The organism is Streptomyces triticisoli, from assembly GCF_003270085.1.
Classification (GTDB): Bacteria; Actinomycetota; Actinomycetes; order Streptomycetales; family Streptomycetaceae; genus Streptomyces; species Streptomyces triticisoli.
The window spans coordinates 28,470-53,510 of sequence record NZ_QFDQ01000069.1; the positions used below are offsets into that span (position 1 = coordinate 28,470).

Genomic DNA, 25,041 nt, shown 5'->3' on the forward strand with positions numbered 1-25,041 from the left:
GGCGTCGAAAGCCGCTCCCGCCTCCGGCGGCAACCGCACGGTGGTGTCCGGCAGGTCCGGGTCACTCCTTGCCGCGGACCACGGTGACGGGGCAGTGCGCGTGGTGCAGCAGGGCCTGGCTGACGGAGCCGAGCAGCAGACCCGTGAAGCCGCCGCGGCCGCGGGCACCGGTCACCAGCAGCTGTGCCTCCCGGCTGGCCTCGATCAGGGCCGGGCGGATCCGGGAACGCACCAGGCGCCGCTCCACGGTGACTCCGGGATAGCGCGCCTGCCAGGGGTCCACCGTCTCGTCCAGGAGCCGCTGCTCCTCCTCCCGGAGCCGCTCGACGTCGGCCACCACGTTCAGAGCATCACCGGGACCCTCGTAGGCGTGCTCGCTCCAGGTGTTCCACACGTGGAGCGCCACCAGGTCCGCGCCGCGCAGCGACGCCTCGGCGAAGGCGAACTCGACGGCTGCCTCGCCCGCCGGTGAGCCGTCCACCGTGAGCAGGACGGGCCCGGCCGGATCCGGCCTGCCGCGCACCACCAGCACCGGGCAGTGGCCGTGGGCGGCCAGGTGCACGGCGGTGGAACCGAGCAGCAGGCTGCCGAACGCACCCAGGCCACGGCTGCCGACCACGACCAGCGAGGCGGTGCGCGACTCGATCTCCAGCACCATCAGCGGCTCGCCGACGGTGACCTCACGCGTGATCTCCACGCCCGGTGCGACACCACGCGCCCGTTGCTCGGCCTCGGCCAGTGTGCCGTCCAGCAGTTCGCGCACCCCCGCCGTGTTCGGGTTCCACGGGGGCACACCGGGCGGGACGTGCAGCGACGGCCACCCAAAGGCGTGCACCAGCCGCAGTCCGACCCCGCGCAGCGCGGCCTCGCGCGCCGCGGCCTCCACCGCCTCCAGACTCGAAGGCGAGCCGTCCACTCCGACGACCACCGGGTTTGCCATGAGACACCCTTCTTCCTGCCTGCCGCGGATCGAGTCCGGCCGAGGGCGGCCAGGCCGTGGACCACAGCAGATCCTGGACCACAGCAGAACCGTAGCGGCCCTGCGCGGCCGGCCGGCCACCGGCTCGCTTCGAGACGGACGGCGGACCGTATGGCGGACCGTGTGGCGGACCGTGTGGCGGACCGTGTGGCGGACCGTATGGGGTGTTGGATGCCGCACTCGTCCACGGGACTGTCAGCAGCCTCCGGCACTCAGGAACGAACCCCCGACTTTGACGGCACGCTTATCGTTTGTCGATACTATCGACAAACGATAAGCACGCTGCGAGCGGCAAGGGGAGCAACCATGGGTACGAAGTCCTGGTGGAGCCGGACCGACAGTCGGCTGCTGGAGGCCGTTCTGGGCCTGGCCGCCGCGCTGGTCGGCGTCTTCGGGATGCTGCTCCCGGCCCTCGGGGCGGCCGGCCTCGCCGGCCCGGTGCACACCCGCGAGGTCGAGGTCGGGACCCCGACCCGGGTGCCGGACACCATGACCGACACGGTGGCGGGCCACGGCATGACTCTCGCCGGTACTCACCAGGCCGACCTCGTCTTCGCCGACCCCGACCTGCACCAGCGCCTGTTGCTCGCCCTGCCGGAGTTCGTCGACAGCCTGCTGCTGTTCCTCGTCCTGGTCCTCCTCCTGCAGATGGCCAGGACTCTGCGCGGCGGCGACGTCTTCGTACCGGAGAACGCCCGACGCCTGAGCGTCATAGGACTCACGGTGCTGGTGCAGGCCGTCCTCTCCCCGGTGCTGCTGTCGAGCACCACGCAGGCGCTGGTGGGCGGCACCCCCCTCGCCGACCGGATCCCCGTCTCCGCCACCTTCTCCGGCGAGTACCTCCTGCTCGCACTCCTCGTCCTGGCCCTGGGCGAGGTCTTCCGGCGCGGTACGAAGCTGCGCGCCGACACCGAGGGGCTGGTCTGATGCCGCCGGAGGAGGAACACCGGGTTCAGGTCCACCTGGACCGACTGCTGGCCGACCGCGGCATGACCCTGTCCGAACTGGCGGCCGGGGTCGGGGTGACGGTCGTCAACCTCTCCGTCCTGAAGAACGGCCGGGCGAGGGCGATCCGCTTCTCCACCCTCACCGCGATCTGCCGCGAACTGAACTGCCAACCCGGCGACCTGCTCAGCGTCCGCGAGGACTGACCTCGGCCGGCCGACGGCCCTAGTCGGCATCGGACTTCAACACCGGCAGCAACCGGCCGCCCGCCCTCACCCGCCCCCTGGTCTTCGTCGTCTCCCCGGCCGTGCCGTGCGTCACCGTCTCCCGCCGGTGCGGGCCCTACGCCCGTATGGCCTGCCAGGGCTCCCTGCGACAGCTGTCACCCGGTGGTCGCCAACCGCTCACGCCACCAGTCCACGGTCGCCTTGACCTGCTCGTCCAGGGACGTGGCCCGTACCGCGAACTCGGCCTCGTAAGCGCTGGAGTCGACGACAAAGGGACGGTCGAACTGATAGCGGACTTCCTTCAGTTCGCGGATCAGCGGGGAGAAGACCGACGCGGCACCCAGTACGGCGGTCGGCAGCCTGTGCACCGCCACCGGCTCCGTTCCCGCCTCGGCGGCAAGGCGGTCCACCATCTCCCGGGTGGACAGCGCGGGCGCCGTCGGGACGTGCCAGGGCCGTCCCCAGGCCCGCTCCTCGCCCGCGACCTCGACCAGAGCCCTGGCCACATCGGGGACATAGCTCCAACTGTGCGGGGTGTCCGGATCCCCGAGCGTGGAGACCGGCTTGCCGCGCAGCAGCCGTGGCACCACCCGCGCGGCCAGGTGCCCGCCGTCGGTCACTCCGGGCCCGAAGAAGTCCGAGGCCCGTACCTCGACCGCCTTGATACGACCCTGCTCGTGCAGTTTCCGCGCCTGCTCCCAGACGGCGGCGCGCACCCGCCCCTTGGGACCGGTCGCCGCGAGCGGCAGTTGCTCGGTCATGGGGCCGTCCACCGGACCGTAGCCGTAGAGGCTGCCCAGTATCACCAGGACGGCCCCGGTAACCTCGGCCGCCGCGCAGACCGACGAGGCCAGCGGCGGCCATTCACTTGCCCAGCGGTGGTAGGGCGGTGCGGCACAGCTGTGGATCGCGGTCGCGCCCCGCACGGCGTCGATCAGCCGCCTGTTGTCCCTCGCGTCCAGTGCGACGTGCTCGATCCCGGGCTCCGGGCTTCGGCCCGACTTGGTGACGACCCGCACCGAACGACCCTGTTCGGCCAGCTGTCGAGCAGTGGCCGCCCCGGCGGGTCCGAAACCTAAAACGACATGAAGGCTCACGTTCGCACAGTAGCGCGAGCGTGCGTTGGTGGTGCGTCGAATACGTGTCACCGGGTGGCGCATACCTACGAGTTCGGCCGGCTTCAGCGGTTCACAGCGCTTCGCAGCGGTTTCCCTCCGGGGCCATGATCAGCCGTGATCAGCCGCGCTCAACCGTGATCACTCGCCCTCCTCCCGCCGGCGCCGCTCCCAGGCCACGGCCTCGGGCCCGGCGAACGGCGCCGGCTCTCCCCGCCGCTCGGGCGGTTTCCGCATGCTCGGCACCCGGGCCATGGGGTTGTACCCCCTCCCCGGGCGGCCCGGCCCGGTCGCCCACCTCGTGTTCTCCCCACCCCGGCATCACATCCCGTCCCGTGGCGGCAAACTCTGGCCGTGGCTCCGGCGGAGGGGCGCTCGGGGTGTCCGCCGCAGTGGAATCAGCGGAGCAGGTCCGATGGGTGACGGCCCGATCATGTGCGGGTGGATCAGCGCGGCGCGGGAACTGCCGTGCAACGTGCGGGGCACCAGCTCCCGCGCTCCCTCCCATCCCAACTCTGCGATCAGCGGAAAGCGGGCTTGGCATCCAACGGGTGAATCCGGCCGCTCGGTGAGTGGCGGCCCGAGCGACAGCGGGAAGCTCATTGTGCGTACCGGACGATCGACGGGCAGGGAGCGCCCCTATGCCGAAGTTCCTCATCCAGGCCACCTACACGCCCGAGGGCACCAAGGGCCTGCTCGAAGAAGGCGCGAGTGGCCGCCGCGCCGCCGTCGACCAGGTCGTCACCGGTCTCGGCGGGAAGGTCGAGGCCATGTACTTCGCCTTCGGCGAGGACGACATCGTGCTCATCGTCGACTTCCCCGACCCGGTCTCCATGGCCGCCGTCAGCCTCTCCGTCAAGGCCAGCGGCGCCCTCCACACCCGGGCCACCCCCCTCCTCACCCTCGACGAGATCGACGAGGCCGCCCGCCGACAGGTCGCCTTCCGCGCGCCCGGCGTGTGAACCACAGGGTGGATGAAGCGGTCGGACTCGTGGTCATCCGGCCCGCGTACCACTACTTCCCCGCCGGGTGGGGGCGCCGTACGGGCCGGCGCTCTCCGGCCAAGGTCTCGCTCCCGGCCTCGTCGCTGTCCACGTCCCCGCCGACCGGTGGAGCCACCCGGAACTCAAAGAGCTCGGTCGCCGCCGCGCCGATGACACCTTCGACCTCACCGACCTGCGGACCCACCTCGTCGGCGCGGAGCGGATCGACGACCGGGAGTTCACGGTTCACAGGCTCGACGAGCAGGCCATCACCGATCTCCGCCGCCGGGCCCGGGAATGGGCGGGGTATCGGAGATGCGACTCGCGGAGTCCACGGCGTCCGACAACCAGTGACACGGACTCCTGCGGCCACATGCCGCCATTTGCGTGACGTATAACGTTTCTGCAGGTCAGCACGGTCATCTGGTGATCACCTGGGACGGTGAACCAGATCGGCTTCCCACAACTCGCCCTGCCCGGGAGCGGTTGTCCCCGGTGGTCAGCAAGAGACCATCCAGGAGGGGATCACCTTGGTCATTCCGCGGATCGCGCGTCTCATCACCACCATGGGCGCGGCCGGCGCGCTCGTTTTCACCTCGCCGACGGCCGCCCGTGCCTCGGCGGTTGGCTCGGCCCCCGTGCGGACCTTCGAGTACAGCGTGGGTGGTGTGACGATGAAGGTCCCTACGGGCTGCATGTTCACGCACATCGTCCGCGGGAGCGGACGGCAGATCACGTACCAGAACGCCGGTGTCGACTGCGCCTTCGTGGGGGCGCTCAGCAGCGGTTTCTGCAACTGGCGTATCGACTTCACGTACGCCGACACCAGCAACCGCATCTATCGCACCTCACGCGGCAGGACACACGACGAGTGCAAGATCGACCCCATGCGGAACAACTCCCCCCAGACGCTGCCTCGTTATGGCAAGGCATGCGCCCATCTCCACGTCAACGGAGTGCGGCGAGTGAGCCAGTGCCATCACGTCACGAAGTGAGCCGGTCATGAGCGAGCAGCAGGAGCCCCGTCGGGTACGGGGCCGGCGGCGGTGGGCCGGAGGGTTCGGGTTCACGGTCGGATTTCTGGGGACGATCGGGTTCTTCGCCTTCTTTCCCGGATTGCCACACGTCATCGACTGGGGCGCTCTTCTTGTGTCTGTGGCCGTGGGTGCGCTTGGCCGGTGGGTGTGTCGGGCGTGGGTGAACGGAGGAAGGGAGCAGAAGGTTTCGCGGGTTCGGAGGTAGAGCGGCGGGCGGCTGTCGCCAGGGCGAGGGTCACCGCCGTCGACGCCGTCGCCATCACCGTCATCGCCACGGCGGACGACGTCAGTTGGGCCACCGAGCCGGCCAGGGCGGCGCTCACGCCCTGCATTGTGAGCATGCCCGCAGAGTGCAGGCCCAGGGCGTGGCCGCTCAGGTCGTCGGGGGTCAGGGTCATCAGGTGTTCCTGCTGGACCGGACTCGCGCCGAAGCCGATCGAGGCGAGCGTCACCAGGCAGGCGGTCACCGGCACGGGCGGGTGCAGGACGAAGAGCAGGTACGGGCCGGCCAGGAGCAGCAGCGGTGTGGCCAGGCGGCGGCGTACGGCGAGCAGGAGCAGTCGGCCCACTGTCACGTCGCCGGCCAGCATGCCCAGGGCCCCGCAGGCGAAGAGCGTGCCCGCGGCGGCGGGGGCGTAGGAGACATAGAGCGACTCGCAGCCGACCACCAGGCCGTTGGGGAGCCACAGGCCCAGGTAGGTCAGACGGCGCGGGCGCGACGACCACAGCAGGGCGTTGGTGCGCCAGGTCGCCGACACGGACGCACGGCCCCGGGAGCGGGGCGGGCGGCGGCTCAGGCCCAGGCGGAGCACCCCGGCCGCCACGGCGTACAGTGCGGCCGACAGCAGCAGCGTGATCCGCGGTGACAGGGCGGCCACCAACACTCCGCCGGTCGCGTATCCGGTGATCTGCATGACCTCGCTCATCATGTTGAACACCGAACGCCCCAGCAGGTAACCATCCTTGGCGAGGATCTCGTTCAGCAGACCCCACCCGACTCCTCGCCCAGGTGCTGGTCCTGCTCGGCTCACCCCTCAGCACCACCCAGCTCACCGCCCTGACCAGGCAGGGGCTGGGCTCCGTCGGCCGCCATCTGCGCGTACTGCTGGACGCGGGGCTGGTGGATCGGCGGCGGGCCGGGCGGTCGGTGCTGTATTCGCGGACGGGGGCCGGGCAGGTCCTCGTCGAGGCGGGCTCGGGGTCCGGCGCTGGGGCGGTTCCGTCACCCGGCACCGCTAGCATCCGGGCATGACCACTGCAGACAGCAACGGCGCCTCTCCGCTCGATGTGGAGATCGGCGCTCTTCAGGGCGGTTCCGCGAAGCTCGGGCAGTACGTGGGACGGGCCGTGCTCATCGTGAACGTGGCGTCCAAGTGCGGGCTCACCCCGCAGTACGCCGGCCTCGAAAAGCTGCACGAGCGGTACGCGGGACGGGGTTTCACCGTGCTCGGAGTGCCCTGCAACCAGTTCCTCGGGCAGGAGCCGGGCAGTGCCGAGGAGATCGCCGAGTTCTGCTCGGCGACGTACGGCGTCACCTTCCCGATGACCGAGAAGGTCGAGGTCAACGGGGAGGGGCGGCACGCGCTCTACGAGCGTCTGGTCGGCTTCGCCGATGCCGGGGGGCACAGCGGGGACATCCGCTGGAACTTCGAGAAGTTCCTGGTCGGACGGGACGGCAAGGTCGTCGCCCGATTCTCGCCGCAGACCGAGCCGGAGGCCGCCGAGCTGGTCTCGGCCGTCGAGGCGCACCTCGCCTGAGGCGCACCTCGCCTGAGGCGCAGCTCGTCCGAGGTGCCGTCCCACGGGTGTTGACCTTGCCCCTGGGGCAAGGGCGAGCGTCCTTCTCGCCGGGCGGAACAGGCCGCCCGGTGACGGAGGATGAGGGCGTGGACGAAGAGCTGCTCACCATCGGCGCGTTCGCCGCGCGGGCCCGGCTGTCGGCCAAGGCCCTGCGGCTGTACGACCGTCTCGGCCTGCTGGTCCCGGCCCACGTCGACGCCGTCAGCGGCTACCGCTACTACCGGGCCTCTCAGACCGAGCGCGCCCGGCTGGTCGCCCTGCTGAGGCAGCTCGACATGCCGCTCGCCCGGGTCGCCGAGGTGGTCGAGGCGGACGGGGCCGAGGCCGCCGACCGGCTCACCGCCTACTGGGCGGAGGTCGAGACGCGGGTGGCCGGGCAGCGGACTCTCGCCGACTACCTCCGTGGACGACTGTCGGGGAGGAGCTCCGAGATGTACGGCAAGTTCGAGGTCGGGACGGTCGACGTGCCCGAGCAGGTGGTGATCAGCGAGACCCGGCACATTCTCGCCGGTGAGCTGCCCGCGTGGATCGGGGCGTCGCTGACCCGGCTGGAGGCCGCGGCGGGCACGTGCGGAGGTGTCACGGGCGCGCCGTTCGTCGTCTACCACTCCGAGGTCTCGATGGAGAGCGACGGGCCCGCCGAGTCCTGCGTGCCCGTCGCCGACGAGGCGGCGGCGCGGGCGTGGGCGAAGGCGCGGGGGCGGGCCTGGGAGACGAAGGTGCGGGTGGAGCCGGCCCGGCGGCTGGCGTACACCCGGATCACCAAGGCCCAGGTGGCCCATCCGCAGATCCTGGCGGCGTTCGGGGCGGTGGAGCAGTGGATCGCCGAGCAGGGGCTGGAGCAGGCGGGACCGTGCCGGGAGGTGTACTTCGCCGACTGGGAGGCGTCGGGGCCGGGTGACGCGGTGTGCGACGTGGCGTTTCCGGTGAGGTGAACGGAGTCGCGGTGCGCGAGTGAGTGCGCTTGCCCGCGCCGGCCGGGTGCCTCCGCAAGCTCTTCGAGCAGGGGGACCAGCTCCAGCCCACCCTCCCCCAAGCTCTGAACGAGCAGGGGGACCCCGTCGCCCTGGGGGCTCCCAGACGCTCCGTGCGGGGAGGCACGACTGCCCGCAGGCAGCCGCTCAGCCGCATTCCGCTGTCCGTTGCCGCTCGGCACGTCGGGCGGGGGTCGGTCAGGTGCGGTGCCGGGCCTGGAAGTGGACGGAGTGGGCGGTGAGCTTGTCGAGCAGGCTGATCAGGGTCTCCTGCTCCTCCTTGTTGAGCGATCCCGCCCACTCCTGTTCGCGCGCGTTGTGCGCCTGGAAGGCTCCGGTGACGGCCGCGATCCCTTCCGTGGTCAGACCGAGCTGCACCGCACGGCCGTCGTGCGGTGCCCGTTCCTTGGTGACCAGCCCTTCCCGTCCCAGGGTGTTGATGAGTGCGGAGACGGCGGCCCGGCTCATACCGGACAGCTCCGCCACTTGCTTCGCCTCCAGCGGACCGGCGAGCCAGAGTGCGAAGAGCACCCGGAAGCCGGGCCAGGACCAGCCTCGGGGGCGGTGCACGGTCGACTCGAGGTCGTAGACGAGCATGCTCGCCGCACGGGTCAGAGTGAGCACCAACCGCATCGCCAGCGGATCGATGCCCGCCAGCTCCCTGCCCGTGCGTGCCACCGCGTGGTCGATGAAGGACCAGAAGTGCAGTTGTCCGGGGTCCGGCTGTTCCTGGGTCACCTCAGGAGTGTAGGCCGGACGTCCTATCGGATCTTCGGCTGTTCCTGCCCGCCGACCCGCTCGACGACCCGGTTCGAAACCGCGGCGCCCGTGGGCCTGCGGGTCAGCAGGATCAGGCAGGCGAGGCTGAAGGCCGTGATGAGGACCAGGTAGAGGGTGACCAGCCGGCTGCTGTGGCCGATGTCGTAGAGAGCGGTGGCGAGGGTCGGTGCGAGACCGCCGCCGAGGATCGCACCGAGCTGGTAGCCCAGCGAACTGCCGCTGTAGCGCAGCTTCGCGGGAAACAACTCGGAGAACAGCGCCGCCTGGGGTCCGTAGGTGAAGCCCAGCGCCATGGCCATCACCGTCATGGCCAGGACCAACGCCGACATGGAGGCCAGGTCGACGAGCGGGAAGAAGGCCGCGGACCAGACGAGCAGGCCGACCGCTCCGGCCACGAAGACGCGGCGGCGGCCGAAGCGGTCGGACAGGTGTGCGGACCAGGCCGTGGCACCGAGCCACACCACGGCGGAGCCGAGGACGACCACCAGCATGTCATCGCGGCTGAAGCCGAGGTTCTGGGTGCCGTAGGCCAGGATGTAGACCATGAAGATGTAGCCGATGGCGTTGTTGCCGATGAAGGTGCCGCCGGCCAGGACCACGTCCTTCCACTGTCGCCGCAGCACTTCCACGACGGGCATGCGTGCCCGCTCCTGGCCCGCGTCGCCCTGCCGCACCGACGAGAACTCCGGGCTCTCGTCGACCTTGAGCCGGATCACCAGTCCCACCGCGACGAGGACGGAGCTCGCGAGGAACGGGAGGCGCCAGCCCCAGTCGACGAAGGCGGCCGTGCCCAGGCCGTGGGAGGTGGCGAGGAAGACCACGTTGGCCAGGATGAGGCCGCCCGGCACGCCCATCTGCGGGAAGCTGCCGTAAAAACCGCGTTTGCCGGGCGGCGCGTGCTCGACCGCCATGAGAACGGCACCGCCCCACTCACCGCCGACCCCGAGGCCCTGGACGAAGCGCAGCAGCACCAGCAGGACGGGGGCCCAGACCCCGATGGTCCGGTACGTCGGCAGCAGGCCGATCAAGGTGGTGGCCAGGCCCATCACGGTGAGGGAGACCACCAGCATGGTTTTGCGTCCGATGCGGTCGCCGAAGTGCCCCATGATCACGCCGCCGATGGGCCGGGCCACGAAGCCCACCGAGTAGGTGGCGAAGGCGGCGAGGGTGGCGGCGGTGGCGGAGAACTGCGGGAAGAACTGCGGTCCGAACACCAGGGCCGCGGCGGATCCGTAGATGAAGTAGTCGTACCACTCGACCGCGGTGCCGATGAAACTGGCGGTGGCTGCCCGGCGCAGCACAGGAGAAACCGTTTCCGTCGTTTTTGCTGTTTCCGGGGATGGGCAGGCGTGGGTGCGGGCCATGAAGGGCTCCTCGAGCTGGGACAGGGAAGAGGAGCCGAGCCGTCCGCCCACGGTTCGACCAGTGGCGCGGGGTTCCCATCGGACGCCGTCGTCGGATGCTTCTTGGACACTCCCGGGCCTCGAGCGCACAAGTTAGGTGACGATTCCCACCCTGGCAAGACTCCGGACAGGACCGTGATCGGGTCCGCCGTCAGCCGCCCGTGGAAGAAGGCCGTCGGCCGCCCGCGCGAAAAAAATCCCGGGTGGGGGTTCACACGGCGCCGCAGTGGGAGTACCGTCCCCGACTAATCAAAGCTTTGATTAATTGCTTCCAGTGCCACATCCGCCGTCTTCGCACCCCCGCAGGGCGGCGGTCGTCGCCGGGCATCCCGCCCGATGCCCGGCCCTCTCCGCCCCCTGCACGCTCTCCCGGCCCGCCCGCCGGGAGAGCCGCAGCCGGCCACATCCGCACCACCCGTTCGCAAAGCAGGTGAGTACGCCCGATGTCCCCAATCCTCGCCCCACCGAGCCCCGGAGCCCTGAGGGCCTGCATGTCGCGCTTCGCCACCGGCGTCACCGTCGTCACGTTCCAGGGCGACGACGGGCCGCGCGGTGCCACCATGAACTCGTTCACGTCCGTCTCCGCCGATCCCCCGCTGGTGCTGGTCAGTGTCGCCAAACGGGCCCGAAGTCACGACGATTTGGCGCTCCGCCCGTTCTGCGTGAACATCCTCGGCGCCGAACAGGAGCCGCTGGCCCGCCTGTTCGCCGGTGCCCAGGGCCTCCTCGAACCCCGCTGGGTGCCCGGCGCCCGCGTTCCCCGGCTGGCGAATCCCCTGGCCTGGATCGAGTGCGATCCATGGCGCTCGTACGACGGCGGCGACCACACCCTCGTCCTGGGGCAGGTCACCGACCTCGGTCACCGCGACGGGGACGCCCTCACCTACGCCTGGAGCCGCTTCGGCCGGGCCATCGAGTGCTCCGAGGGCATCGAACACCTCATCTGACCTCGTAGAACCACGCTTTCGGCGTACCCGGCACCCTTCTGAACCGCCCGCCCCTTCAAGGAGACTCCCCATGGCCGCACGCACCGGCAAGGAATTCCTCGAGCGACTGTCCAACTCCCGCCCCACCGTTCACGTCCAGGGCGAGACGGTCACCGAGAACATCCAGGACCACCCGGCTTTCCGCAACGTGGTCCGCACCTACGCCGAGCTGTACGACCTCCAGCACGCCCCCGAGCACAAGGACGTCCTGACCTACACCTCCCCGACCTCGGGCGAGCCGGTGGGCACCTCCTTCCTCACCCCGAAGACACCCGAGGACCTCGTCAAGCGCCGCCAGGCGTACAAGGTCTGGGCCGACCACAGCAACGGCATGCTGGGCCGCACCGGCGACTACATGAACAGCTCGCTGATGGCCCTGGCATCGGCCGCCGACTGGTTCGCCCAGGCCAACCCGGCGTTCGGCGAGAACATCCGCCGCTACTACGAGAAGGTCCGCGAGGAGGACCTGCTCTGCACCCACACCCTGATCCCGCCGCAGGTCAACCGTGCGGTGGCCGGCACCCAGCAGGCCGGCGGCAAGCTGGCCGCCCGGATCGTCGACGAGGACGACAACGGCATCGTCATCCGGGGCGCCCGGATGCTGGCGACCATCGCCCCGTTCGCCGACGAGATGCTCGTCTTCCCCTCCACCGTGCTGCGCGGCACGCCCGAGGACGCACCGTACTCCTACGCCTTCGCCGTCCCCAACGACGCCAAGGGGCTGCGCTACATCGCACGCGAGCCGCTGGACTACGACCGACCGCGCCATGACCACCCCCTCGCCTCCCGCTTCGAGGAGTCCGACGCCGTCGTCGTCTTCGACGACGTCCACGTGCCCTACGAACGCTGCTTCGCCATCGGCAACGCCGAGTTGTGCAACGGCTTCTACGCCAAGACCTCGGCGGTCGTGCACATGACCCACCAGGTGGTCACGCGCACCTCCGCCAAGACCGAGTACATCCTCGGGCTGGTCTCGCTGCTGACCGAGGCCATCGGCATCGAGCAGTTCCAGCACGTCCAGGAGGACATCGCCGACGTCATCTCCACACTGGAGATGCTGCGCGCGTTCCTCCGCGCCGCCGAGGCCGACGCGGAGCTCAACGAATTCGGTGTGCTGACACCCGCCTGGGCCCCGCTGAACGCCGCCCGCAACCTCTACCCCAAGCTCTACCAGCGCTTGCCGCAGATCCTGCGCAAGCTCGGCGCCAGCGGTCTGATGGCCACCCCCACCGAGGCCGATGTCGTCGGCCCGGCGGGCACGGACATCGCGACCTACCTGCAGTCGGCGACACTCACCGGCCCGGAGCGGATCAGGCTGTTCCGCCTGGTGTGGGACACCTGCATCTCGGCCTTCTCCAGCCGTCAGTCGCTGTACGAGTACTACTTCTTCGGCGACCCGGTGCGGATGGCCGGCGCCTACGTCAAGTCCTACGACCGCGAGCCCTACAAGGCCAGGGTCCAGGCGTTCCTGGAGCGTGCCTGATGCCGCATCCGCTGGGCCTGACCCCCTCGAAGATCATCGCGGTCCATCTGAACTACCGCAGCCGGGCGAAGGAGCGCGGTCGCGTCCCGGACCATCCGTCGTACTTCCTCAAGCCGCCATCCTCGCTGGCGGGGAGCGGGGACGCGATCCTGCGCCCGCGGGGCTGCGAACTGATGGGGTTCGAGGGGGAGATCGCGCTGGTCATCGGCCGTCCGGCGCGCCGGGTGACGCCGGAGCAGGGCTGGAGCCATGTCAAGTGGGTCACGGCCGCCAACGACTCGGGCGTGTACGACCTGCGCTACGCCGACCGCGGATCGAACCTTCGCTCCAAGGGCGCGGACGGCTTCACCCCGATCGGCCCGCGACTGCTGGAGGCATCCGCACTCGACCCGGCCGCACTGCGGCTGCGGACCTGGGTCAACGACGAGCTGGTGCAGGAGGACACCACCGACACCCTGCTGTTCGGCTTCGGACATCTGATCGCGGACCTGTCCCGGCTGGTCACCCTGGAGGCCGGGGACGTCATCCTGACCGGCACTCCGGCGGGCGCCTCGGTCGCCTCACCGGGCGACGTCGTCGAGGTCGAGGTCAGCAGCGACGAGCTGAGCACGGGACGGCTGCGCAACCGCGTCGCGATCGCCGGGCACGACCTGGAGACCTGGGGCGCAATGCCCCGGGTCGATCCCGCGGAGCGCGCGGCCGCGTACGGGTCGGCGTACACGGCCGGGTCGCCGGACACCGTCCGGCTGGACCCGGAGATCGAGCAGGGGCTGCAGTCGGTGGCCGTGGCCACCCTCTCCTCCCAGCTGCGCGCCAAGCACGGTCTGCCGCACATGTCCATCGACGGGGTGCGGCCCACCCGGCCCGGCACACGGATGGTCGGCGTCGCCCACACGTTGCGCTATCTGCCGCTGCGCGAGGACCTGTTCAAGAAATACGGGGGCGGCATGAACGCCCAGAAGCGGGCCATCGAGGAGCTGCGCCCCGGACAGGTCCTGGTCATGGATGCCCGGCGGGACACCAGTGCCGGGACCCTCGGCGACATCCTCGCGCTGCGCGCCCAGGAGCGCGGGGCAGCCGGGGTGGTCACCGACGGCGGGCTGCGGGACAGCGCCGCGGTCGCCGCCCTGGACCTGCCGGTCTACCACGGCGGTGAGCACCCCTCGGTGCTGGGCCGACGCCATGTGCCGTGGGACACCGGGGTGCCGGTGGCCTGCGGCGGAGCGCTGGTGCAGCCCGGAGACATCCTGGTCGGCGACACGGACGGCGTGGTGGTCGTGCCCCCGGACCTGGCGAGCGAACTGATCGCGGACTGCCGTGAGCAGGAGCGGCAGGAGGCCTTCATCACCGAGCAGGTGCTGTCCGGCGAGAGCGTCGAGGGCCTGTACCCGCTGGACCCCGTCTGGCGCGCGCAGTACGAGGCCTGGTGCAAGAAGAACGACATCGAAGGAGAACAGGCGTGAAGTTCCGCAGCGACCCGTCCGGTATCCGCGGCTCGATCGCCCCGGTCGTCACCCCGTTCACCGAGGACGGCGCGGTCGACCACGACAGTCTGCGCGAGCTGATCCGCTGGCAGCTCCACTCCGGCTCGCACGGCATCTCACTGGGCGGCTCGACCGGCGAGCCGTCCGCGCAGACGGTCACCGAGCGCATCGCCGCGATGCGCACCGTGGCCGAGGAGATCGCCGACCGGGCGCCCTTCCTGCCCGGTACCGGCAGCGCCAAGCTGGACGAGACCCTCGAACTGACCGCGGCCGCCCGCGAGCTCGGCGCGGACGCGGCGCTGGTCATCACCCCGTACTACGCCCGGCCGACCCAGGAGGCGCTGTACACCTGGTACGCCACTGTGGCGGCGGAGTTCCCGGACCTGCCGATCGTCGCCTACAACGTGCCCTCGCGCACCGCGGTGGACATCGCGCCCGAGACCGTGCGGCGGCTGTTCACCGACTTCGACAACTTCGTCGGCATCAAGGAGACGACGAAGGACTTCGAGCACTTCTCCCGGGTGCTGCACGCATGCGGCCGGGAACTGCTGGTGTGGTCCGGCATCGAGCTGCTGTGCCTGCCGCTGCTGGCACTGGGCGGAGCCGGGTTCGTCTCCGCGGTGACCAACCTCGCCCCGGGTGCGGTGGCGCGGATGTACGAGCTGTGGGAGGCCGGAACCCCCGAGAGCATGGCCGCCGCCCGCGAACTGCACTACCGGCTGCACCCCCTGGTCGACCTGCTGTTCGTCGAGACCAACCCGGCCCCCGCCAAGTGGGTGCTCGCCCAGCAGGGCCGGATCGCCTCCCCGCACGTGCGCGCCCCGCTCACCCCGCCCACCGATACGGGCCTGGCCCGTATCCGCGCGCTGCTCGCCGAAGGCGGCGACCTGACCCAGCAGATCTGAGGGAACACGATCATGACCGACACCACCACTCCCCCCGCAGGACTGCCCACCGGGATACGGCACTGGATCGGCGGCGACCTCGTCGACTCCGTATCGGGCCGTACCTTCGACGTCGCCGACCCGGTCACCAACACCCCCTACGCCGAGGCCGCCGCGGGCGGCCCCGCCGACGTCGACCGCGCGGTGGCCGCCGCCCGGGCCGCCTTCCCCGCCTGGTCCGCGCTCGGCAACCGTGAGCGCGCCGACGTCCTCAACCGCATCGCCGACGCCGTCGAGGCCCGCCACGAACAGCTGGCCGCCTTCGAGTCCTTCGACTCCGGACTGCCCATCACCCAGGCCCGCGGCCAGGCCCGCCGCGCGGCGGAGAACTTCCGCTACTTCGCCGACGTCATCGTCGCGCTCGGCGAGGAGGCCTTCCGCCAGGGCGGGAGCCAGATCAGCTACGTGGTGCGCACCCCGGTCGGCGTCGCGGGGCTGATCACTCCGTGGAACACACCGTTCATGCTGGAGAGCTGGAAGCTCGCTCCGGCACTGGCCTCGGGCTGCACCCTGGTCCTCAAGCCCGCCGAGTGGACCCCGCTCTCGGCAAGCCTGTGGCCGGAGATCTTCGCCGAGGCCGGGCTCCCGGCCGGAGCGGTCAACATCGTGCACGGCATCGGCGAGGAGGCCGGCCAGGCCCTGGTCGACCACCCCGGCGTGCCGCTGATCTCCTTCACCGGCTCCACCGACACCGGCAAGCACATCATCCGCTCCTCCGCCGAGCACCTGAAGACCACCTCCATGGAACTGGGCGGCAAGTCCCCGGTCGTCCTCTTCGCCGACGCCGACCTGGAGGCGGCACTGGACTCGGTGGTCTTCGGCGTCTTCTCCCTCAACGGCGAGCGGTGCACCGCCGGCTCCCGGGTGCTGGTCGAGCGGCCGGTCTACGAGGAGTTCACCCGCCGGCTCGCCGAGCGCGCCGAGCGCGTCAAGGTCGGCCCGCCCGCGGACCCGGCCACCGAGGTCGGCGCCCTGGTCCACCCCGAGCACTACGCCCGGGTGCTGGACTACGTCGCCATCGGGAAGAAGGAGGCGAAGCTGGTCGCCGGCGGTTCCCGCCCGGTCCACCTGGAGGCGGGCAACTACCTGCAGCCCACGGTCTTCGCCGACGTCCCGTCCGACGCGCGGATCTTCCAGGAGGAGATCTTCGGCCCCGTGGTGTGCGTGACTCCCTTCGACACCGAGGCCGAGGCGGTCGAACTGGCGAACGCCACCCGGTACGGGCTGGCCGCCTACGTCTGGACGAGCGACCTGAAGCGCGGCCACCGCGTCGCGCACGCCGTCGAGACCGGCATGCTCTGGATCAACTCCCACAACGTCCGCGACCTGCGCACCCCCTTCGGCGGGGTCAAAGCCTCCGGCGTCGGCCGCGAGGGCGGCGCGCACAGCATCGACTTCTACACCGAGTCCAAGATCGTCCACGTCGCCCTCGGCGACGTTCACACCCCCCGTTTCGGAGCCGCCTCATGACCGCACCAGGAGCCCCCGACGTCGTCCGCTCCGCCTACGCCCAGCTCGCCGTCACCGACCTGGCCAAGGCCCGCTGGTTCTGGGTCGACATGCTCGGCTTCCACGTGCAGTACGAGGATGCCGACTCCCTCTACCTGCGCGGCACCGACGAGCTGACCCATCACTCCCTCGTGCTGCGCCGGGGCGAGGTGGCCGCGCTCGACCACCTCGCCTACCGCGTCCGCACCCCCGAGGACGTCGACCGCGCCGAGAAGTACTTCCGCGACCTCGGCCGCCCCGTCCGCCGCGTCCCCGCCGGCCAGGGCGCCCGCGGCGTCGGCGACGCGGTCCGCGTCATCGACCCGCTCGGCTTCCCCGTGGAGTTCTTCCACACCATCGAACGCGGCGAGCGGCTCATCCAGCGTTACGACCTGCGCCGCGGAGCCGAGATCGCCCGCCTGGACCACTTCAACATCTGCACTCCCGACATCCCCGCCGCCTACGCCCACTACCAGAATCTCGGCTTCGGCTGCTCGGAGACCATCGAGGGCGACGAACACGAGCTGTACGCGGCCTGGATGTACCGCAAGCAGACCGTCCACGACGTCGCCTTCACCGGAGGCGCCGGCCCCCGCCTGCACCACGTCGGCGTGGCCACCCACGAGTCCCACCACGTGCTGCGCACCGCCGACCTCTTCGGCTCGCTGCACGAGGAGAAGCACATCGAGCGCGGCCCCGGCCGGCACGGCGTCTCCAACGCCTTCTACCTCTACCTGCGCGACCCCGACGGCCACCGGGTGGAGATCTACACCTCCGACTACTACACCGGCGACCCCGACCACGAGACCTACCGGTGGAACGTCCACGACGACCGACGCCGGGACTTCTGGGGCAACGCCGTCATCGAGTCCTGGTACAAGGAGGCCGCCCCGGTCCTCGACCTCGACGGCACCCCCCAGCCCGTCACCGACACCCTTCTCGACGAGTCCGCCGTCACCGTCGGCGCCGACGGCCTCGGCTGACAGCGGACCGGACCGGGGAGCCCGAACCCGCTCCCCGGTCCGCGACCTTACGCAGCCCGGCGCATCGAGGGTCCGGGCCGCGGTGGACGGCACCCGACCGCGCTCCACCGCGGCCTCGGCCCACCCGACGCCCTACCGAAAGAGGTTCCCTCTCCATGGACAACCCGATGGACAACCCGATGCGGCGGTTCACGACCACCGGACTCAACCGCCGTCGATTCCTCGCCGGCAGCGCGACCACGGCCACCGCCCTGGGCCTACCGGCCGTCACGGCTGCGCCGGCTCGGGCCGGCGGCAGGGGCATCGCCGCGGCCGACCGGTACCCCATGTGGCTGGCTCTCCTCGGCACCGCGGGCGGCCCCTCCTGGTGGAACGGCATCACCCGCGAAGGCATCTCCTCGGCGGTCGTCGTCGACGGCGCGGTCTACCTGGTCGATTGCGGAGCGGGAGCCGGGCGGCAGCTCTTCCGCGCCGGGCTCGACCTGGCCGACCTGCGGGCCATCTTCATCACCCATCTGCATTCCGACCACATCAGCGACTACTTCACCCTGCAGCTCTACGGCTGGTACCAGAACCTCGAGAAGGCGCACCGGCCCGTCCACGCTTATGGCCCCGGCGACCGCGGAGCGCTGCCGCCCCTCTTCGGCCACCCCGAGCAGGTACCGCCGGTCATCAGCCCCGACGACCCCACACCGGGGCTCGTTGGCATGACCGACTCCCTCCTGCGCGCCTACGCCACCGACATCAACGACCGCATGCGGGACAACCTGAAGACCGACCTGCGCCGACTGGTCGTCCCCCACGACATCGAGATCCCGGCCGACGTGCCGTTCCACCCCAACGACAACCCGACACCGGACATGGCGCCGTTCGTCGTCCACGAGGACGACCGGGTGCGGGTCTCGGCGACCCTGGTGAAGCACGCACCCGCCGCCCCGGCCTTCGGTTTCCGTTTCGACTCGCACCACGGATCCGTCGTCTTCTCCGGTGACACCGGCGTGTGCGACAACCTCGTCCGGCTCGCCACCGGCGCGGACGTCCTCGTCCACGAGGTGGTCGACGACCAGTGGATCCGCGGACGCTACGGCCAACCGCCCTACACACCGGACCAGGAAGCCCTGATCAACCACCACCTCACTGCCCACACCCCCGTCGCCGACACCGGCAGGGTGGCCGAGCGGGCAGGCGTGCCCACCCTCGTCCTCAACCACTTCGTGCCCGGCAACATCCCGGAATCCCGCTGGGCACAGGCTCGCAAGACCTACTCCGGCCGGCTCATCGTCGGCCGTGACCTCGACCGTATCGGGGTCGGCCGCCCTGCCCGGTGATCGCATGGCCGGGGCGACTCCCGGGCCGGCGGACGGTCACTTCAGCTCGTCCGGGCACGGTGTGCCCCGCGGCAGCTGGTACGGCGACGCCAGCCGGTACGTGCCCGCCTCCGGGGCGAGCAGCATCGTCCACTTGTCGCCCTCGGCGTCCTCCTCCGTCTCCCTCAGGCAGCCGTTGACGTTGTCGTACGTCTTCGGCTCGCCCTCGGCGCGGTCCTTGGAGGCGTCCGTCTCCTGGGGCGGCTTGAGGCTCTTGCCGTTGTCGTCGACGAGGCTGAGCCAGGGCGAGTACGGGATGCGGATGAGGACGCGACCCGGTTTGTGCACCTGGAGGGTCATCCCGTCCTGCTCGGCGCGGATCACGACCGCGTCGGGCTCGGCGAGGGGGGTGGGGTCGGTGACCTCGAACAGCTGCCAGTTGGCGTCGCCCCAGATCTGCTTCAGGTACGGCATGCCCTGCTGCACGAGGGCGCGTTCCTTTTCGCCGCCGTCGCCGTCCAGGTCGTCCTTGGGCAGGACCACGTGGTGCACGGCCCAGCGCTGGAGCCACTCGTGGTAGTTCGCCGAGTTGAGCGTGCCGTCGTAGAAGAGCGGGTTGCGCTGCATGTCGGCCTGACGGTTCCAGCCGCGGGCCAGGTTGACGTACGGCGCCAGCGCGGAGGCCTCACGGTGGGAGCGGGCGGGGACCACCTCGACGCGGCCCTTCTCCGCGCCGACCTGCTGCAGCTGGTTGACGAGGGGGGCCAGTTCGCGCGCCCAGGAGGCGGCGGGGGTGGTGTTGACGATGTCGTCGACCGACTTGAAGCCGATCCAGCCGACGAAGCCGAGGAAGGCCAGCACGATCGCGTACCACTTGCGCGAGCGCGGGACCGCGTACGGCAGCGCCGCCACCAGCGTCACTCCGGCGAACAGCATCGCCAGCCGGGTCATGTTGGAGCCGATCTGGGAGCTGATCAGCCACACCAGGACGACCCCCAGGCCGTACACCGCCGACGTGATCCGGACCGTCTTCCACTCCCGGGGGACGAGGACGACGGCGAGGACGGCGTAGAGCAGGGGCAGGACCACCGAGGCGAACGACATCGGCTGGGTGCCGGAGAAGGGGAACAGCCAGGCCGAGACGGCCACCACCGCGGCCGGGGCGAGACCCAGCGCCCAGGCGCCCGGGCGGCGCTTCTGCAGGAACAGCGCGACCGCGACCAGGCCCACGAACAGGCCCGCCACGGGCGAGGACATGGTGGCGAGCGCGGCCAGCGGGGCCGCGATCAGCGCCTTCGCCCAGCGTTTGTGGCGCCAGCGGTACGGCCAGCAGAACACGGCCGCGACCGCGCCCAGCGCGAACAGCGTGCCCAGGCCGAACGTCACCCGGCCCGACAGCGCGTTGCACAGCAGCCCGAAGACGCCGGCCAGCGCGGCCCACAGGGGGTTCCGGACCGCGCGGCTGCGGATGAGGACCATCGTCAGCAGGCCCGCGGAGAGCGTGCCGGCGATCATCATCGTCGTACGGACGCCGAGGACCGACATCAGATACGGCGAGACCACGCTGTACGACACCGGGTGCATGCCGCCGTACCAGGCGAGGTTGTACGCCGAGTCCGGGTGCCGGCCGACGAACTCGGCCCAGGCGTCCTGCGCCGCGAGATCGCCGCCACTGTTCGCGAAGGTGAAGAACCAGGCGATGTGCAGCAGGCCCGCCAGGGCCGTGACGGACAGGGCGGGGTGCCGCAGCATCCGCTCCCGGACGGCCATGGCGGTGGCCCGGGTGCGGGAGCGGTGACCGTTCGTGCGGTCGCTCTCCGGGTCAGTCGCGGACTCCGGGTCAGTCGTGGACTCCGGGTCAGTCGTGGACACGTCTATTCGCGGGCCGTCGCCCGGGCTGTCGTTCGGGCCCCGATCGGCGTCGTCGGCGTGTGTCGGCTCCGCTGTCGCCACCTGAAGGCACTCCCCGTGTCCTGTCCTCTGTCCGCGGCCGCGTCCCGCGACCGGCGACGTGCCCGATTCGTGACGCTAGCACGCAGCCCGTCCGGACAGCTCCCGGGTGGGGGCTGCCCGAACGGGCTGCGCGGGCGGTGGCTGTGGCGCCGGGTGACGCACGAGTCAGCCGAGGCGCGTCAGCTTGGCCGTGAAGCCCGGCTCGACGAGGTCCTCCTGCAGGGCGACCGGGACCTTCACGGCACCGTCCGAACCGTCACCGACGGTGAGCGTGCCCACCTCGTCGCCGACCTTCCCGACGGACGGGACGTCCTTGGCGACGAGGGACAGCTTCACCTTCAGGCCGGCCCAGCCGACCGCGGTGACGTCCTTGGTGACGACGACCGGGGTGTGGCCGCCGAGCCGGTCGTCGACGTAGCCGACGACGTCGCCCTTCTTCAGGATCTTCGCCGAGGTCGGCACGTCCTGCGCGGCGAGCAGCGCGGTCTTGCTGACCGCGTTGGCCGTGGTGAGGATCGGCGGCTTGTGCTGGCCGAGGATCGCGCCGACGATCGTCACCGTCCGGCCGCCGACCTTCTTGTGGGCGGCGAAGAGCAGGTTGCCGCCGGCCTTGGTGGTGGAGCCGGTCTTGATGCCGATCGCGCCGATGGTGTAGGGCAACTCGTTGTAGTTGCTCCAGTACTTCCCGGTCGGGTCCGTCCAGCTGGCCGCGCTGGTGATGGCCACCATGGCCGGGATCCTCATGGCCGCGTTGCCGAGCTTCACCTGGTCCTCGGCGGTGGAGACGGTGGTCTCCTTCAGGCCCGAGGGGTCGGTGTACGTCGTGTTGGTCATCCCGAGTTCCTTGGCGGTGTCGTTCATCTTCTCGACGAACGCCTCCTCGGAACCGGCGTCCCAACGGGCCAGCAGGCGCGCGATGTTGTTCGCGGAGGGGATCATGACCGCGGACAGGGCCTGCTTCTCCGTGAGGGAGTCGCCGGCCTTGACGCTGTCGAGCGTGGACTCGCCGACCTTGTGGTAACCGCCCTCCTTCTCCGCCGTCGGGTCGATCTCGATCTTCGGGCCTTCCTCGCCCGGCTTCAGCGGGTGGTCGCGCAGGATGATGTACGCGGTCATGGTCTTGGCGACCGAGCCGATGGGCACCGGGTTCTGCTCGCCGAAGTGGTCCATCGTGCCGACGCCGTCGGCCTCCATCCAGCCCTGGCCCTCGTTCGGCCAGGGCAGTTTCACCTGGTCGCCGTCGAAGGTGTAGGTGTCCTTCGCGGAGAGCGCGAGGGTGGGGGCCGGCAGCGGGCGTACGGCCTGCACGATCGCAAAGACAATCACGAGGAGCACGGCCAGCGGGGTCCAGATCTTGACCCGGCGCACCAGGGTGCGCATCGGGGTCTCCGGGGGCGGCGGAGTGTTCGTCAGCTCGGCCAGCAGGTCCAGCGGCGGCTTGGGCGGCAGCGGCTGCTGGGTGGTGCGCTCGGGGCCGATCTGCGGGACGGCGGCCGTGGCGTCCGCGGGCAGGGGCCTGGGCGTGGCCGGCTGTGCGGGCTTCGGCTCGGGGAGCTGTGGGAGGTCGAGCGGCTTGAGCGCGACGAACTTGCTGGTGCGCTCGGCATCGGACTCGGGGAGGCGTGTGTCCTGCTTTTCTTTGCCCTGCTTGCCCTGCTGGTCCCGCTCGTCCTGCTTTCTTTCGCCGCCCAGCTTGAGCATGGTGGTGGGCTGGTCGACCCGGGGCTTGGCGGCACCGCCGACCCTGAGCATGGCGGTGGGCTGATCCACGGACGGCTTGCCGCCGGGCTTCCGGTCGTCGGCCGACCCCTGCGGGTCGCCGTCGCCACGGGGGGTCTTCGACTCCGGGGCCGTGGTGGGGCCGGACTTCGGTGAGTCGTCGGCTCCGCCGGTGTCCTCGGCATCGTCGTCGGCGCTGTCGTCGGCGGTCGCGCCGCCGGCCTCTACGACGTCCTCGGCGTCCTCTGTGTCCCCAGCACCCTTGGCGGGGCGGGCGGCCTTCCCGGGGCGGCTGTCGGCGGTGCCGGACGGCGTGTCGGTGCTCCGGTCGCCGTCGGCGGCGTCGTCGTCGTCGGCATCGGAATCGGCGGCGTCCGCGTCGGCAGTTGCCGGGGCGGCGCCCCGGGCGGTCCCGCCGCGCTCGGCGTCGTCGGCCTCCGCCATGTCCTTGGTGCCCTTGGCCTCCTGGGAGGCGTCGGTCTCCCGCACGCCCTTCGCCCTGCCGGCGTCGTCGGCTTTCGAGCCCGCCGGACTCTTCCCGGAATCCGGGGCGTCCGGGGCGTCCGCGGTGTCCACCCGCGCGGCGACCGCCTCGCGCAGACGTGCGTCACCCGACGCGTCGCCCTCGTCACCGTAGTCCGAGTCCCGCGACGCTTCCCCGGCCTTCCCGGCCTCGCGGTCGCCGGCCCCGGGGGCGGCATCCCCAGCCGCGCCTTCCGCTGAACCGGTGCCGGTGCCGGTGCCGGTGCCGGTGCCCACGGTCTTGCCGGCGCCCCGGACCTCAGCGGCTTCCGCGCTCCTGTCGGCGTCCCCGCTCCTGTCCGCCGAGCCGGCCTCAGCCTCGCCGCTCCTGGCCGCTGCCTCCGCCTCGCCGTCCCTCTCCGGCGCGGTGGCGTCCCCGGACTGGTCGTCGGCGGCCCCCGCGTCGTCCTTCGCGCCGTCAGCTTTCTCCGCCTGGACGCTCCTTCCCGGCTCCCCCGCCGTCCCGGCGTCCCGGCCCCCCTGCCCCTTCCCGGACGCCTGGGCACCCTCGCCGTCCCCGGAGTCCCCGGCACCCTCCCCGTCCGCCACCAGGTCCCGCACCGAAAGCACCCGCGTGGCCGTATCGACGCCCCCGCGCCTCTCGGAGGCACCGGACGCACCGGACGCACCGGACGCACCCGAGTCCTCGGCCCCGTCCGACGCCTCCGCATCACCCGTCAGCGAAAGCCGCGGGTCGCGCGCCCCGCTCCTGGCCTCGGGAACCGGACCCGCGCTCCCCGACGTCGGTTGTGCCGACGACTCGCGCTGCTTCGACCTGTCGGGGGACTCGCCCGCCACCGATGCCTCCTCCATGCGCCGCACGCCCCGCGCGCGGCTATCGAACCGTGAACCACGATCTGAACCGCCACCCGGACGAAGCAGCCGTACCACGCGGCCGTACCGCTGTCCGAACCATGTACCAGTGTCCTGTGTGCGGACCAAACCCAAGTGGAAGACGAGAACGACATACCTACCGGTTCCCTTACGAACCGGTCACGCACCCTCGACAGACCGTTGTGAGAGGGGTCACCCTGTCATTCATCCACGCGGGGAGGCATGGATGGGCAGGAGCCGCAGAACACTTCCGGAGGAGCTTCTGCTGCTGGCACTGGACCCGGCGACGGGTACCACTGCGCAGCCGCAGTCGCTCGACCTTGGTCTGGCCGGAGCACAGCTGGTGGAGCTGGCGCTGGCCGGACGGATAGCCCCAGACGGGGATCGTATCGCCGTGGTGGTGCCACGGCCGACAGGAGATCCGACTCTGGACTGTGCGTTGGAGTTGCTGCGAAGGCGCGGCGCTCCGGTACGGGCGGTCCACTGGATCGGCGGACCCCGTCTCGGGCTACGCCAGACCTACCTCTCGCATCTGGAGCGGTGCGGCATGGTCGCCGCCGTACCCGGTCAGATGTGCGGGGTGCTGCCGACGACTCGTTACCAGGCGACGAACACCGCCATCAGCCGGGAGATCAGGGCCCGGTTGGACTCCGCGATCCGTACCGGCGTGCCGCCGGACCCGCGGACGGCGGCGCTCGCCGCGCTGGCGCACGCGGTCGGCCTGGGCAAGCACCTGTATCCGGGCAACGAGGGGCGGTCCTCGCGGTCCCGGCTCAGGGACCTGATCCGGCACGACCCCATGGGCGGACTCGTGGCGCACGCCGTGATGGACGTCCAGAACGGCGTGGCGACCCAGCCGCGCCGCGGTGCGGGTTCGGCGGGCCGTCAGACCGGTGCGCGAGCCAAGTCGGCCGCAGAGCCGGCCCGAGGCGTCCCCGTGCAGCCACACCGCGGCTCCATGGCCGGCCGTGCCGTGGTCCACTGAGCCGCGCCGTACCGAGGAGAAACGTCGCACCGCAGTCCCCCCGGGCCCGGTTCGCGAGCCGCCGGACCGAGCGGGGCGGCGGGACCGTACGAGTCCGTACGTGTCCCGCC

At 71.1% G+C, this 25,041-nt stretch carries 21 protein-coding genes and 2 pseudogenes; 15 read left to right on the top strand and 8 right to left on the bottom strand.

Annotation, left to right across the window (positions count from 1 at the left end; translation table 11 throughout):
- Nucleotides 1–61 precede the first annotated feature (61 nt).
- Nucleotides 62–940, bottom strand: a complete 879-nt coding sequence (locus DEP02_RS12560) for a universal stress protein (protein ID WP_198668408.1) — start codon at nt 938–940, stop codon at nt 62–64.
- 345 nt (nt 941–1,285) lie between these two features.
- On the opposite strand from DEP02_RS12560, the gene DEP02_RS12565 reads away from it, so the two are divergent.
- Nucleotides 1,286–1,906, top strand: coding sequence for a DUF2975 domain-containing protein (locus DEP02_RS12565; protein ID WP_112467400.1), 621 nt, complete (start codon nt 1,286–1,288; stop codon nt 1,904–1,906).
- The gene (locus DEP02_RS12570; protein ID WP_112467401.1) at nt 1,906–2,130 is read left to right on the top strand and encodes a helix-turn-helix domain-containing protein; all 225 of its coding nucleotides are present in this window, start codon (nt 1,906–1,908) and stop codon (nt 2,128–2,130) included. The genes DEP02_RS12565 and DEP02_RS12570 overlap by 1 nt, the downstream gene beginning before the upstream one ends.
- A 176-nt stretch (nt 2,131–2,306) precedes the next feature.
- Here DEP02_RS12570 and DEP02_RS12575 read toward each other — a convergent pair whose 3' ends face one another.
- A complete protein-coding gene (locus DEP02_RS12575; protein ID WP_112467402.1) occupies nt 2,307–3,248 on the bottom strand; it encodes an NAD-dependent epimerase/dehydratase family protein in 942 nt (313 codons plus the stop codon).
- 659 nt (nt 3,249–3,907) lie between these two features.
- On the opposite strand from DEP02_RS12575, the gene DEP02_RS12580 reads away from it, so the two are divergent.
- Complete coding sequence (locus DEP02_RS12580) at nt 3,908–4,228, top strand: GYD domain-containing protein (RefSeq protein ID WP_112467403.1); 321 nt, start codon at nt 3,908–3,910, stop codon at nt 4,226–4,228.
- Nucleotides 4,229–4,280: 52 nt separating this feature from the next.
- Here the strand turns inward: DEP02_RS12580 and DEP02_RS12585 are convergent, their stop codons facing one another.
- Nucleotides 4,281–4,499 carry a hypothetical protein gene (locus tag DEP02_RS12585; RefSeq protein ID WP_112467404.1) on the bottom strand — a complete coding sequence of 73 codons (219 nt, stop codon included), beginning with the start codon at nt 4,497–4,499 and terminating at the stop codon, nt 4,281–4,283.
- A gap of 316 nt (nt 4,500–4,815) precedes the next feature.
- Between DEP02_RS12585 and DEP02_RS12590 the strand changes: the two genes are divergently transcribed.
- Nucleotides 4,816–5,244, top strand: coding sequence for a hypothetical protein (locus DEP02_RS12590; RefSeq protein WP_232839078.1), 429 nt, complete (start codon nt 4,816–4,818; stop codon nt 5,242–5,244).
- A 131-nt stretch (nt 5,245–5,375) separates the two neighbouring features.
- Here DEP02_RS12590 and DEP02_RS12600 read toward each other — a convergent pair.
- Nucleotides 5,376–6,293, bottom strand: a pseudogene (locus DEP02_RS12600) (MFS transporter); the annotation flags it as partial.
- On the opposite strand from DEP02_RS12600, the pseudogene DEP02_RS12605 reads away from it, so the two are divergent.
- From DEP02_RS12605 to DEP02_RS12615, 3 genes and pseudogenes are all read left to right on the top strand, one after another.
- A pseudogene (locus DEP02_RS12605) lies at nt 6,290–6,538 on the top strand (helix-turn-helix domain-containing protein); the annotation flags it as partial. The pseudogenes DEP02_RS12600 and DEP02_RS12605 sit on opposite strands and share 4 nt — an antisense overlap.
- Nucleotides 6,535–7,044, top strand: coding sequence for a glutathione peroxidase (locus DEP02_RS12610; RefSeq protein WP_112467406.1), 510 nt, complete (start codon nt 6,535–6,537; stop codon nt 7,042–7,044). The pseudogene DEP02_RS12605 and the gene DEP02_RS12610, both read left to right, overlap by 4 nt.
- A gap of 128 nt (nt 7,045–7,172) precedes the next feature.
- Nucleotides 7,173–8,021 carry a MerR family transcriptional regulator gene (locus tag DEP02_RS12615; protein ID WP_438947757.1) on the top strand — a complete coding sequence of 283 codons (849 nt, stop codon included), beginning with the start codon at nt 7,173–7,175 and terminating at the stop codon, nt 8,019–8,021.
- A 237-nt stretch (nt 8,022–8,258) separates the two neighbouring features.
- On the opposite strand, the gene DEP02_RS12620 is transcribed toward DEP02_RS12615, so the two are convergent.
- Together DEP02_RS12620 and DEP02_RS12625 are read right to left on the bottom strand one after the other, a co-directional pair.
- On the bottom strand, nt 8,259–8,798 hold the full coding sequence (locus DEP02_RS12620; protein WP_232839076.1) for a MarR family winged helix-turn-helix transcriptional regulator: 540 nt from the start codon (nt 8,796–8,798) through the stop codon (nt 8,259–8,261).
- A gap of 23 nt (nt 8,799–8,821) precedes the next feature.
- A complete protein-coding gene (locus tag DEP02_RS12625) occupies nt 8,822–10,204 on the bottom strand; it encodes an MFS transporter (RefSeq protein WP_112467408.1) in 1,383 nt (460 codons plus the stop codon).
- Between the two features lie 530 nt (nt 10,205–10,734).
- Between DEP02_RS12625 and DEP02_RS12630 the strand changes: the two genes are divergently transcribed.
- The 7 genes from DEP02_RS12630 to DEP02_RS12660 all read left to right on the top strand — a co-directional run bounded on the left by DEP02_RS12630 (nt 10,735) and on the right by DEP02_RS12660 (nt 18,939).
- Nucleotides 10,735–11,190, top strand: a complete 456-nt coding sequence (locus DEP02_RS12630) for a flavin reductase family protein (RefSeq protein WP_232839077.1) — start codon at nt 10,735–10,737, stop codon at nt 11,188–11,190.
- Nucleotides 11,191–11,260: 70 nt separating this feature from the next.
- Nucleotides 11,261–12,712: a 4-hydroxyphenylacetate 3-monooxygenase, oxygenase component gene (gene hpaB, locus DEP02_RS12635; protein ID WP_112467410.1), complete on the top strand. Its 1,452-nt coding sequence runs from the start codon at nt 11,261–11,263 to the stop codon at nt 12,710–12,712.
- Nucleotides 12,712–14,175, top strand: coding sequence for a fumarylacetoacetate hydrolase family protein (locus tag DEP02_RS12640; protein WP_112467411.1), 1,464 nt, complete (start codon nt 12,712–12,714; stop codon nt 14,173–14,175). The genes hpaB and DEP02_RS12640 overlap by 1 nt, the downstream gene beginning before the upstream one ends.
- A complete protein-coding gene (gene dapA, locus DEP02_RS12645; RefSeq protein WP_112467412.1) occupies nt 14,172–15,101 on the top strand; it encodes a 4-hydroxy-tetrahydrodipicolinate synthase in 930 nt (309 codons plus the stop codon). Before DEP02_RS12640 ends, dapA begins: the two co-directional genes overlap by 4 nt.
- Nucleotides 15,102–15,113: 12 nt before the next feature.
- Entirely contained in the window at nt 15,114–16,610 is a 1,497-nt protein-coding gene (hpaE, locus tag DEP02_RS12650; RefSeq protein ID WP_112467413.1) for a 5-carboxymethyl-2-hydroxymuconate semialdehyde dehydrogenase, read from the top strand.
- On the top strand, nt 16,607–17,611 hold the full coding sequence (hpaD, locus tag DEP02_RS12655; protein ID WP_112467414.1) for a 3,4-dihydroxyphenylacetate 2,3-dioxygenase: 1,005 nt from the start codon (nt 16,607–16,609) through the stop codon (nt 17,609–17,611). The genes hpaE and hpaD overlap by 4 nt, the downstream gene beginning before the upstream one ends.
- A gap of 155 nt (nt 17,612–17,766) precedes the next feature.
- Entirely contained in the window at nt 17,767–18,939 is a 1,173-nt protein-coding gene (locus tag DEP02_RS12660) for an MBL fold metallo-hydrolase (RefSeq protein WP_198668410.1), read from the top strand.
- Between the two features lie 36 nt (nt 18,940–18,975).
- Here DEP02_RS12660 and DEP02_RS12665 read toward each other — a convergent pair whose 3' ends face one another.
- Together DEP02_RS12665 and DEP02_RS12670 are read right to left on the bottom strand one after the other, a co-directional pair.
- Nucleotides 18,976–20,871, bottom strand: coding sequence for a DUF8823 domain-containing protein (locus DEP02_RS12665; RefSeq protein WP_112467415.1), 1,896 nt, complete (start codon nt 20,869–20,871; stop codon nt 18,976–18,978).
- A 165-nt stretch (nt 20,872–21,036) separates the two neighbouring features.
- Complete coding sequence (locus DEP02_RS12670; protein ID WP_112467416.1) at nt 21,037–23,925, bottom strand: D-alanyl-D-alanine carboxypeptidase; 2,889 nt, start codon at nt 23,923–23,925, stop codon at nt 21,037–21,039.
- 247 nt (nt 23,926–24,172) lie between these two features.
- Between DEP02_RS12670 and DEP02_RS12675 the strand changes: the two genes are divergently transcribed.
- The gene (locus DEP02_RS12675; RefSeq protein WP_112467417.1) at nt 24,173–24,931 is read left to right on the top strand and encodes a GOLPH3/VPS74 family protein; all 759 of its coding nucleotides are present in this window, start codon (nt 24,173–24,175) and stop codon (nt 24,929–24,931) included.
- Nucleotides 24,932–25,041: the final 110 nt, after the last annotated feature.